Source organism: Thermaurantimonas aggregans (assembly GCF_003851885.1).
In the GTDB taxonomy this organism is placed as follows: Bacteria; Bacteroidota; Bacteroidia; order Flavobacteriales; family Schleiferiaceae; genus Thermaurantimonas; species Thermaurantimonas aggregans.
Genome location: NZ_BHZE01000036.1, coordinates 1 through 10,259, shown reverse-complemented (window position 1 = coordinate 10,259; position 10,259 = coordinate 1). Strand labels below are relative to the sequence as shown.

10 protein-coding genes are annotated in these 10,259 nt (G+C 45.3%); 3 read left to right on the top strand and 7 right to left on the bottom strand.

Annotated elements, in window-relative coordinates; all coding sequences use genetic code 11:
* Nucleotides 1–136: 136 nt before the first annotated feature.
* Nucleotides 137–1,747, bottom strand: coding sequence for a maltokinase N-terminal cap-like domain-containing protein (locus EIP89_RS11180; protein WP_124398772.1), 1,611 nt, complete (start codon nt 1,745–1,747; stop codon nt 137–139).
* A 220-nt stretch (nt 1,748–1,967) separates the two neighbouring features.
* Here EIP89_RS11180 and EIP89_RS11175 point away from each other — a divergent pair, with 220 nt between their 5' ends.
* The 3 genes from EIP89_RS11175 (at nt 1,968) to EIP89_RS11165 (ending at nt 5,688) form a co-directional block, all read left to right on the top strand.
* The gene (locus EIP89_RS11175) at nt 1,968–2,588 is read left to right on the top strand and encodes a thioredoxin family protein (RefSeq protein ID WP_124398771.1); all 621 of its coding nucleotides are present in this window, start codon (nt 1,968–1,970) and stop codon (nt 2,586–2,588) included.
* Between the two features lie 120 nt (nt 2,589–2,708).
* Nucleotides 2,709–4,919 carry a caspase family protein gene (locus EIP89_RS11170; protein ID WP_124398770.1) on the top strand — a complete coding sequence of 737 codons (2,211 nt, stop codon included), beginning with the start codon at nt 2,709–2,711 and terminating at the stop codon, nt 4,917–4,919.
* Nucleotides 4,903–5,688 (top strand): patatin-like phospholipase family protein, encoded by a 786-nt coding sequence (locus EIP89_RS11165; RefSeq protein WP_124398769.1) that lies wholly within the window; start codon nt 4,903–4,905, stop codon nt 5,686–5,688. Before EIP89_RS11170 ends, EIP89_RS11165 begins: the two co-directional genes overlap by 17 nt.
* Nucleotides 5,689–5,721: 33 nt before the next feature.
* Here the strand turns inward: EIP89_RS11165 and EIP89_RS11160 are convergent, their stop codons facing one another.
* The 6 genes from EIP89_RS11160 to EIP89_RS11610 form a co-directional block, all read right to left on the bottom strand.
* The gene (locus tag EIP89_RS11160) at nt 5,722–6,693 is read right to left on the bottom strand and encodes a YeiH family protein (protein WP_124398768.1); all 972 of its coding nucleotides are present in this window, start codon (nt 6,691–6,693) and stop codon (nt 5,722–5,724) included.
* A 77-nt stretch (nt 6,694–6,770) separates the two neighbouring features.
* Entirely contained in the window at nt 6,771–7,697 is a 927-nt protein-coding gene (locus EIP89_RS11155) for an aspartate carbamoyltransferase catalytic subunit (protein ID WP_124398767.1), read from the bottom strand.
* Nucleotides 7,694–8,236 (bottom strand): bifunctional pyr operon transcriptional regulator/uracil phosphoribosyltransferase PyrR, encoded by a 543-nt coding sequence (pyrR, locus tag EIP89_RS11150; RefSeq protein ID WP_124398766.1) that lies wholly within the window; start codon nt 8,234–8,236, stop codon nt 7,694–7,696. Before pyrR ends, EIP89_RS11155 begins: the two co-directional genes overlap by 4 nt.
* 29 nt (nt 8,237–8,265) lie before the next feature.
* The gene (locus tag EIP89_RS11145) at nt 8,266–8,889 is read right to left on the bottom strand and encodes a DUF8439 domain-containing protein (protein ID WP_124398765.1); all 624 of its coding nucleotides are present in this window, start codon (nt 8,887–8,889) and stop codon (nt 8,266–8,268) included.
* Between the two features lie 17 nt (nt 8,890–8,906).
* On the bottom strand, nt 8,907–9,977 hold the full coding sequence (dnaX, locus tag EIP89_RS11140; protein ID WP_124398764.1) for a DNA polymerase III subunit gamma/tau: 1,071 nt from the start codon (nt 9,975–9,977) through the stop codon (nt 8,907–8,909).
* A gap of 77 nt (nt 9,978–10,054) precedes the next feature.
* Nucleotides 10,055–10,259, bottom strand: a 205-nt coding sequence (locus EIP89_RS11610; protein WP_218019372.1) for a hypothetical protein, incomplete at its 5' end; no start/stop codon positions are given.

Below are 10,259 nucleotides of genomic sequence, written 5' to 3'. Positions count from 1 at the left end.
CCGGGTTGCTGTTTAAAGACTACTCGCCTCACTTAAAATGTCTATGATGGCTCTAATTTACTTCAATTAAGGGTTTTATCAAAATAAAAAAGAAGGCGTCCTTTACTTTTTGGACACCTTCTTTTGTCTTAATACACTAATCGTTGTTCAGAATCTGCATGATACCTTTTAGAGGAATTACTACCCATTCGGGTCGAGAGTTGAGCTCGTAACCGAGCTCGTAAATGGCTTTTTCAAAAATGTGATAGCGCAATAAAAAATCTACCTCAGGTCGATAGCCGATGTCGAGGTTGTTTTCAAAAGCCTGCCAGGTGTAAAAATGAAGAAAAACGGACGCAATGGCTCGATAGAGGCGACCAGCTACTTCGAAGAGAAACTCCTGCGGGAGACCTATTTCTGGGTGATTGAATACTGTGGCAAAAAGACTGTAGTGAAAAGACCGAAACATACCGGCTACATCTTTAATGGGTGGTTGCTTCACTTTGCGGTCGCGAATGGTGCTCTCCGGCTCACCTTCGAAGTCGAGAATGACAAAATCTCCTCCGCTTACCAGTACTTGACCGAGGTGGTAGTCGCCGTGTATGCGAATGCGCATGCTATTGAGGGAGTGATAGTCAAAGTTTAAGATGCGGTTGCGTATGTGCTCAGCATTGCGCATTACTTCTGCTGCCCACACTTTGCCTTGCTCCGGAAGCCGATCGAAATTCATTTCAAGAAGGTTAAGCCGATTGTCGAGCTGATAAAGGAGTCTGTTGAGCAGCCATACCTGGTAGTCTTGGTTAAACTGGGAGGGGGAAAAGTTTCGATTGGTCTTTTCGCGAAAAAGCGCGATGTGCAATTCTACGGTTCTTCGTGCCAGCAAGGCGATGTCGCCGAAAAAACCGGGTGGGGTAATCTGGTGAAAGATTTGAGGAATGTCTTCAGGCTTTTCGCTTTTGTAGAGCGGTACTTTTGGAAGGTCGTTTAGGCCGATCCCCAATTCCTTTACGGTGAGAAAAGTTTGCAGGTTTTTTTGTAAAAAATAATTCCAGGCATCGCCTTGATTTTCGACCTTTTGTTGCATGAGTCCGAGTGAGACGTCGAAGTATCCCTCTCGTTTCCAGGTGATTGAACCTGCATAGACGGGGGAGTTTACAAAGAATGATTCCTCGCTTAGGTAGCGGGTGATTTCTAAGTCGGGATTCGTATCGCGAAAGAGTTTTCGGTAAATTTTTAAGTAATACAATTCGTTGTACACGATGGTGGTATTGCTTTGTTCAGCATTCAGCAGATGCGATTCAATCGCTTCGGGTGCGTTCAGTTTTTTTCCCTTTTCGAAGCGCAGATGACCATTACCTATGGGTGGGTCTTTTTCCTTTAAAATGTGTAAAAATACTGCCTCTCGGAAGTCTGTATCGTATAGAGCATCGATAATGTATCCTTTGGTTTCTGGAAGTTCAAGGCCGCAGAGCACTGACTTTTGGGGCAGTTCATCTATGTCAGCCCGAAAAACAATTGGCAAAAAATAAGTGTCGGTATGAGCAGTATAGTGTACCACGTCGATCATCATCAGATAGGAGAATCGGCTGTCTGAAAAGTTCCAACGCAGATCACCGCGTGGCACGAGTCTTTTGACAGCTGCATTTTTGCTTCCAAACCAGCGACATTCTGTGAGATAGGCAACTAGTACACTCTGGGTAAATTCTGTAGTAAAACGTTCGCATTGCCAAATTTCAGCCCATGGTTTTAGGCTATGAATCCATTTCATCTGTCAGTGGGGATTTTTTGCAATGTTAATAAAGTTTTAAAAGACAAAGAGAATGCATTTGTCAATAAATCGAACAAATTCCTTGTGCACTTTCTATGAATTTTAAAATATGGCGAGGAGAACTTGTGGCTCGAGAAAATATTGTTTGCCACCTGTAGCGTGGACTCATTTGAACTGCATTGCTCAAAAAAAGGTATTTTTGAAAAAACGTTATTGAACGATGAAAAAACACATTTTGACAACAGCTTTTGTCCTTTTGGGTGGATTTTTCGGTTTCGCCCAAATCAAAGAACAACTTGCCATTGGCGATGCAGCCCCTCTCATCGATGTAAAAATGAAAAACGTGGATGGCAAACATTATGATCTCAAGAGTTTACAAGGAAAAAAGGGGCTAATCGTCGTATTTAGCTGTAACACCTGCCCCTTTGTACTTGGCTGGCAAGACCAGTACAATCCGCTGTACGAACGTGCCCGCGAGGCTGGCCTTGGAATGGTCTTAATTAATAGCAACGAAGCCTTCCGAAAAAAGGAAGACTCTTTTGAAGCTATGAGAGAGCACGCCCTCAAAAACCAATACAGAATGCCTTATCTCGTGGACGAAAACCATCGATTGGCTGACGCTTTTGGTGCTCAGACTACCCCTCATGTGTTTGTTTTCGACCAGGATTGGAAGCTTGTATTTAAAGGTTCCATCAACGATAAATATGAAAATAGCCGATCTGGCTCTGAACCAACCAAATTTTATCTGATGGATGCAATTGAGGCTATAGCGAGCGGAACAGCCATTAAAATAGCTGAGTCAAGAGCTATTGGCTGTTCGATAAAGCGGCTAAAAAATTAAGTTGAACCTTCCCTTATCTATTAATCACCTTTTAAAACTATTGCGGCCAATTGCGGGTGAGCTATATTGTTTGCATCCTTTGGACAAACTTTGTAGTTCTGTTTTCATTCAACTGTTACTATGGCAAGTTGGCAAAATTTCATTCTCTTTATGTTGAGTATGGCAGTGGTTAGCAGTTGCCAGGTCACTGAACGTGTTTTAAAACAAAATAAAGAACTCAGTACCATTGAAGTGACTGATACCGTAGGAACTCTCTACCCGACACCTTTGACAACAGCCTCAGATGGATTTATTGAAATAAAAGGTATTGTCGCAAAGCCATATCGCTATAAAAACAACGAATACGTAGAAAAAGTAATCCGCGTAAAAGGCAATAACCGTTACAAACTGGGAGCTATGATGCTTGGTGCAGCTGGCATTACAGCAGGGCTTACCATGATCAGTCAGGAGGCATCACAAAACAACCCTTTCCCAATCTATTTGTTGGCCGGTTCGGCTCTTACCTTCGGTGCAGGTCTCGGAGGGCTGTACATAGATACTACCCATTACCATCGACTGTCGAGCGATTATTATTATTCAGCTGATAGCATTCCGGCGCGTCTTACGGCATTTGCTCTACAGCTGAACAACGGATCGAAGGTTCAAACCCGATTTGACTCTTCCGGAGTATTTCGGACCAATGTATTTGAAATGTTTAATGTTTATCCTTCTTATAACCATCTGCCTTTTGATACTTTGAAGTTCCACTATGGAGCCACTGTTACCAACGTGCCAGTGCGATTTTACACCAAACACGTTTTATTGACAACTCAGGATGTGGCGGTGTATTCACAACCCAATGCCTCTGATGTTCCAATCCACGTAGTCGAGCCTGGCATTTTTTTCATTGAGGGGGCATTTCAAAACGAAAATTTTGCCGAAGTTTTGATTTCAGGCAGTAGCTACTTTGTTGAAAAAAAGCACCTTACGCCTGTTTATACCAACGAATACCACTATTCCATCAACTTGCCCGACATAAATCAGTTTGTAGCTACCTACCTGAAAAACAGCGCTTTAAAGTATCTGAGGCGTCTGGAAGTAGAAACAGAAGATCAGTACAAAGTCCGATTACAACGGTTTGATGCTCAGAAGAACAGCTGGCTTCGCCAGGCTTTAGACGCCTATGCTCAATGGATGCGCGATCGCTTCTTGTTTGCCAAGATCAAGTTGATCGAATATGATGCTGATAATCAGCTGTATTTAATCGAAGTGGAGGGTTTTGGCCACTTTCCGGTGCGCGTAAGCAGATCGATGGTTACCAGTTTTAAAGAGGAGGCGGGTAAAATCGCTTTTGGTTCTATAAAACTCAATTATCGCCGAGATGCTCTTGAGGTTGAAGAGATTTCCATTCTGAATACTGTCCTTCAGACCCAATTCAGCTACGAAGAACGGATGAGGCGTATGAACAGGGGCTCAAAACTCTGGGACAAAACGCTCATCAATATCCCTCAACTTCGAAGAGAGATAATTGCAGAATTTTTCGCCAAAACGATGTATGACTTTTACAGCAACGAAGACGAATTTCATTTGCCTGTCGGCAAAGCACCTTATTCTAATGTAAAAGCCGTATTCATTGAGAACACGCAGTACAAATATTTACCAACAACAGGTACTGTGCTGAGCAATGTGTCAGTATTGCGCCAGCTGGCCATACAGAGTTTGGGCATAACCCCTGAAAACATTATTTCAGAGTCGAATACGACAAAGGCCGATATCCAGCGAATCTTTGGTAAGCCACAGAGATGGATTGGTCAGCTGCCAAAAGTTAACACAGCCTCTGATGCATTCCTGCTCTTCTACATCAATGGGATTGCATATATCGATTCTGCGCAGCCTCGTTTATATCTATTACCGGTAGATGGACATCCGTCTTACATATCTTTGACTGGTGTGGCCCTTGACGAGTTAATTCAATCTGCACAGGCATTAGGATATAAAAAAATGGTCTTTTTATTAGATGTTTCTTTTTTAGCGGGTAATGATACTTCAATACCCAACCTAGTAAAGAATGCTCATGATAACGTAGCTGTAATATTTACTACTACCCCCGGGCAGACGGCGCATATTCACCCGCGTACGCTGCTGAGCCTCTTTTTGCATCGCTTTGTAAAGGAACTTTCGGCTATAGACAGCAACGAAATCTCAATAGGCCAGATCTACGACAGGCTCTGCTGTGGCGAGAGGAGTGTGAACAGCATAGCACAAGAATATTACAAAGCCTTTCAAAATCCACTCTTACAAGGAAACAGAGATTTGATAATTTTTAAATCCATTCATGAATCACAAAACTAATGTACCGATCGGCATTGCCTTCAGCGGTGGTGGTGCCAGAGGAATAGCCCATGCAGGCGTTTTACAGTATTTGGAAGAAATAGGCATAAGGCCGGCAGCAGTATCGGGTACCAGTGCCGGAGCCATAGCTGGCGCCCTTTATGCAGCAGGTTTATCGCCCGCTGAGATTCTCGAGCGAGTGAAGGTCAATTCTGTCTTTAAAGTTTTTAATTTCAAAAATTTAAAATTTGGTCTATCAGACCTGAGTTACCTGCGTCAGATTTTAAACGAAAGCATTCCTCATGACGACTTCAACCAATTGAAGATTCCTTTCTACGCTTGTGTAACCAATCTAACCACCGGCCGGTGGGAAATCTTCTCTACCGGAAGCGTGGCCGATGCCGTGGTGGCTTCATCGTCAATACCCGTTGTTTTTCATCCGGTGGTGATCAATGGACACACATATGTAGACGGCGGATTACTCAATAATCTGCCTATAGAGCCTCTGAAGGAAAAGAAACTGAAAATTATTGGAATTAACATCAATGTTCACGGCCATCAGGAGCAATTCGACGGAATGTTTTCAATTACAAAACGCGTTTTTGATCTGGCTCTTTGGTCTAATACAGAGTCGAGATTTTTGCAGTGCGATCTCGGTATCGATATCCAGGAGACCTACAACTTCGGAATTTTTGATTTTGACAAACATCAGGAGCTCTTCGACGCCGGATATACAGCCGCTCGCAATCACCACGATCAGATTATGCAGTTGCTGAATAGCATTGTGTAAAAAGAGCTAAATCTCAGCTCGTCCAGAAACATATTAACTCGAGAAAACGCCGAAAACTTTTATAAATACCAGAATCAGAGCAATTTGAAAGAGCCAGATGGCTACACCATAGGAAATGGCATTGCGGCCGCTTGTAGCCATTGACTGGCGCGTGAGCTGAAGACCTACAGCCACCATTACAGCTGCAAAGATCCATTCGTTAACGGTTTTAATGGTTTTTAATACCCCTGCAGGTATAATGCCTGAGTTTGACAACAACATTGCACCGAGGAAAATGTAGATGTAAAAAGGAATCTCGAGTTTGCCTTTCCCTGTTTTGTCCTTTTTCATCAGCTGAAAGGTGAGCAACAGGGCGGGGGAGAGCAGAGCTACACGTGTAATCTTGGTGATAGAAGCCCACATTTCGGCATCGGGACCCATAATTTTTCCAGTGGCCAGTGCCAGTGCCATTGCTTGAACACCGGCACCTGCTAAAAAGCCGCTTTGTGCCTCATTCAGATTAAAAACATTGGCTAAAAAAGGCAGTACAATGATGGCAGCTATGCTCAGAATATTGATGACCCCAATGGCAATACCAGCTTCTTTGACCCGATTAGGACAGAAAGAACCAAGAGCTGCCACTGCAGAATTGCCACAGATGGCTGTACCGATTCCTAAAAATCCGCCGATGGGTTCGCGACGGGAGATGAGCCATGCAAACAGCACCACAAGCGAAACCATCACCAGCAGAAAGATCCAGATTGAAACTGGTGCCCCCGTAATGGAGCGGATCTTTACCTCAAATCCAATGAGAGCTACAACTATCGGAAAGAGAATTTTTTCGACGGTTTTTAAACTTTTTGTATCGGTAATAAACTGAATTTTAGTTGAAAAAATTAAAGCAGGAAGTAGTCCGACAAAGAAGCCTGTGGCAATCAATCCAATACGTGTAAAATCAACTACCAGCCAGGAGACAAATGCCCCGACGGCACTGAGCAAAAATGCATTCAGAAGTTCCTTATTCATTGTTGAATTTTAAAAATAAATGGAAAGGCAAAAGTAGCCCATTGGATAAGCCGACCCGGTGATTGGAATTACGGAAATTATCGGTTTCCGGCCAGTAGATAAAGCACGGCCATGCGAATAGCTACCCCGTTTTCTACTTGCTGAAGGATGATGGATTGGGCGCCATCAGCTACTTCGCTGGTGAGCTCTACTCCGCGGTTGATTGGCCCTGGGTGCATGATGGTAATGGGCTTATTCAATGTTTCAAGCAGTTGGCTGTTTAACCCATACTGCATGACGTATTCCCTAACGGAGGGGAAATACTTCACGTCCATACGCTCGTGCTGTACGCGAAGGAAGTTTGCCACGTCGCACCATTGGAGCGTTTGCATGAGGTCATAACTTACTGTGACGCCCAGCGATTCGATGTGTCGGGGCATTAATGTGGCTGGCCCACAGAGCTGCACTTCTGCACCGAGTAAGCGCAGGCAGAAAATGTTGCTCAATGCTACTCGTGAGTGTAGAATATCGCCAATGATGGCTACCCGAAGACCTTTGAGGTCTTTTCCAAATTTTTGGCGAATGGAGTAGGCGTCGAGTAGGGCTTGGGTGGGATGCTCATGGGCACCGTCGCCTGCATTGATGATGGTGGCTTTTACTTGTGAAGCTAAGAAGTGTGCAGCCCCTGGGTTGGGATGGCGCATTACCACCATATCCACCTTCATTGCCAAGATGTTGTTCACCGTATCGACAAGCGTTTCGCCCTTAGCCACCGATGAACCTGAAGCTGAGAAATTAATCACGTCGGCACTCAGGCGCTTTTCTGCCAGCTCAAAGGAGAGCTTGGTGCGGGTGCTGTTTTCAAAGAAAATGTTGGCTATGGTTTTGTCGCGCAGCGAGGGCACTTTTTTGATCGGGCGATTGATAACCTCGTAAAATTCATCCGCAGTTTCGAAAATCAGCTGAAGATCAGAAGGCTGTAAATATTTGATGCCCAAGAGGTGGGATTGGCTTAAGGCGCTCATGATGAATGTCTTACGATTATTACTTGATCGCTGCCCGATTCTTCTTTCCATTCTACGAGCACGCGTTCTGAGGCTATGGCATCGACCGACCGACCAATGTAGTCGGCTTGTATGGGCAGTTGACGACTAAAGCGACGGTCGATGAGCACAAGTAATTCAATTTCTTTAGGCCGGCCGAACGATTGAATGGCATCGAGAGCTGCTCGCACACTACGGCCGGTGTAGAGTACATCGTCGATAAACACTACGCGTTGGTCTTCTACCAAAAAGTCGATTTTGGTCTGATTGGCCTTCAAAGGCTTCTGATGCATTCGAAAGTCGTCTCTAAAAAAGGTAATGTCCAGGCTACCAAGCTGGCAAGCATGCACGCCATTGGCCTCGAGCAGCTGATGGATACGCCTGGCGAGGGCAGTGCCGCGCGGCTGAAGACCGATGAGTACACTTTCTGAAAAGTCGTTGTGATTTTCGATGAGCTGACGGCAAAGCCTCTGCAGGGTGATTTGCATCAGCGCGTGGTCCATCAAGATTTTGCGTTCCATCAGTGCAAAGGTATTGACGTGATACTTTTTTAAAGCTCGGTTGGGTATAAGCCAAAAAGTTCTCTTAACTTATCTACCTCAGGATATTTAGCAGTGAGGAATTGAAAGTTGCGGATGTGTTGGGGAATTTTTTTCTCATCGTCACCAGCCTGTTTTATTTCTACAATTTCGAAGACAAGTTCTAAAGCGAAATTTTGCAGCGATTTTTTAATCTCGGGTAGAAAAGGCTCGAGCGTTTCACGCATCATTTTTTCTACTGTAAGCGATGGAGCCTGAAGAATGACCTTTGACTGTTCAACGCGCAGAGGTTTCCATTGCATCATCAGGCTTGCTTGAACCTGATTACCTCTTGAAGCTACTGCATCGATTACATTTTGCCAATGCTGGAGCAGTGTGTCAAGCGTAAATGGCTCTTCGGGAAGGTGTTCTGGTTCTTTTTTCGCTTGTGCTAAGGCTTCAGTTACTTCTTTTTTTACCGAGAATAGGCTTTTTTTTGGCGACGGGGTTTGGAGAGCGTTCGTTGTTGGAGCAGTAGTGTTGCTGCCTCCTGTTGAGGGAGTTGAAAAAGCAACTTTTGTCGAAGTAGGCTGTGGGCTTGCTACTTCGGCTTTAGGCTCCTGTGCTGATGGGTCTGAAGATGTAGGAGCCGCCAACTGCTCTCCAGACCCGGCTACTTTTTTGGTGTTTCTTTTCGGAAAGGCGCAACCAACTGAAGCAGCGAAAGCTCAACGAGCAAACGCTGATTGTAGGTCGATTTATAGCGATAGTCAGCGTCGTTCAGTATTTTAAGGGCTTTAAAAATGCTGTTGGGCTGCACTTGCCTGGCTTGGGCTATGTAGCGGCCACGCACGTCTTCGGGCACTTCGAGCAGGTGCTTAGTGCGCTCGTTGCCCGTGACGAGCAGATCGCGCAAGTGAGAGGCAAGTCCGTTGATAAAAATTTGCCCGTCGTGGCCTTTGTCGAGTATTTCCTTATAGAGCAAGAGCAGCTGCCACGAGTCGCCAGCTAGTAGGGTATCTACTATTTTGAAGTAATAGTCGTAGTCGAGTATGTTGAGATTTTTGATTACATCGGCATAAGTGAGGTTTTTGCCTGAGAAGGTGACCATCTTGTCGAAAATGGAGAGGGCGTCGCGCAGGGCGCCATCTGCCTTTTGAGCAATCACGTGGAGTGCCATTGGCTCAGCAGTGATGTTTTCTTTTTCGCAGATTTTGCGCAGGTGCGCGGTGATTTCATCAACTCCGATACGACGGAAGTCGTACACCTGGCAACGCGACAAGATGGTGGGGAGTATTTTGTGCTTTTCAGTGGTGGCCAGGATGAATTTGACGTGAGCGGGGGGTTCCTCAAGTGTTTTGAGAAAGGCATTGAATGCACCTGTAGAGAGCATGTGTACCTCGTCGATGATGTAGACCTTGTATCGACCTACCTGGGGGGCTATTCGCACTTGTTCGTTCAGCTGGCGGATGTCATCCACACCGTTGTGTGAGGCGGCATCAAGTTCGAAAATATTGAGGCTATAGTCGGTCTGATCGTCGTCAGAGGTTTGGTTTATCATGCGCGCTACGATGCGTGCGCAGGTGGTTTTTCCTACGCCCCGGGGGCCTGTGAAGAGAAGTGCATGGGCGAGTTGATTGCTGCGGATGGCGCGATAGAGGGTTTGAGTGATATGTTCCTGGCCAACAACGGAGCCAAAATCTTGTGGCCTGTATTTTCGGGCTGATACGATAAATTCTTCCATATGGGCAAAGGTAGAAATACCGATACACTAAAGAGGGAAAAATTCTGTTTGGAGCGCGCAACTCGTGTCATCGGTCTTTACGGAATCCTTATTGAGTAAATGAAGGTGAGTAATGTGAGATTTACAACCGAAGTTCCTTGCTGCTGCTTAGGAATTTGAATTTTGGGTTTGATTTTTATTTGGGCGTGCCCCTCACCTCCTTCGCTACGCTCAGTCGTTCGGGTCGGCGTGCTGCGGGGTACGCTTTCGCTTCCGTGCTTCGGCTCTGCTTCGCTTCGCCTT

Bases quoted from the DNA above. Each gene is read 5' to 3' on its own strand.
- dnaX (WP_124398764.1), bottom strand. From the start codon at position 9,977: ATGGAAGAATTTATCGTATCAGCCCGAAAATACAGGCCACAAGATTTT.
- EIP89_RS11155 (WP_124398767.1), bottom strand. From the start codon at position 7,697: ATGAGCGCCTTAAGCCAATCCCACCTCTTGGGCATCAAATATTTACAG.
- EIP89_RS11160 (WP_124398768.1), bottom strand. From the start codon at position 6,693: ATGAATAAGGAACTTCTGAATGCATTTTTGCTCAGTGCCGTCGGGGCA.
- EIP89_RS11170 (WP_124398770.1), top strand. From the start codon at position 2,709: ATGGCAAGTTGGCAAAATTTCATTCTCTTTATGTTGAGTATGGCAGTG.
- EIP89_RS11175 (WP_124398771.1), top strand. From the start codon at position 1,968: ATGAAAAAACACATTTTGACAACAGCTTTTGTCCTTTTGGGTGGATTT.
- pyrR (WP_124398766.1), bottom strand. From the start codon at position 8,236: ATGGAACGCAAAATCTTGATGGACCACGCGCTGATGCAAATCACCCTG.
- EIP89_RS11165 (WP_124398769.1), top strand. From the start codon at position 4,903: ATGAATCACAAAACTAATGTACCGATCGGCATTGCCTTCAGCGGTGGT.
- EIP89_RS11180 (WP_124398772.1), bottom strand. From the start codon at position 1,747: ATGAAATGGATTCATAGCCTAAAACCATGGGCTGAAATTTGGCAATGC.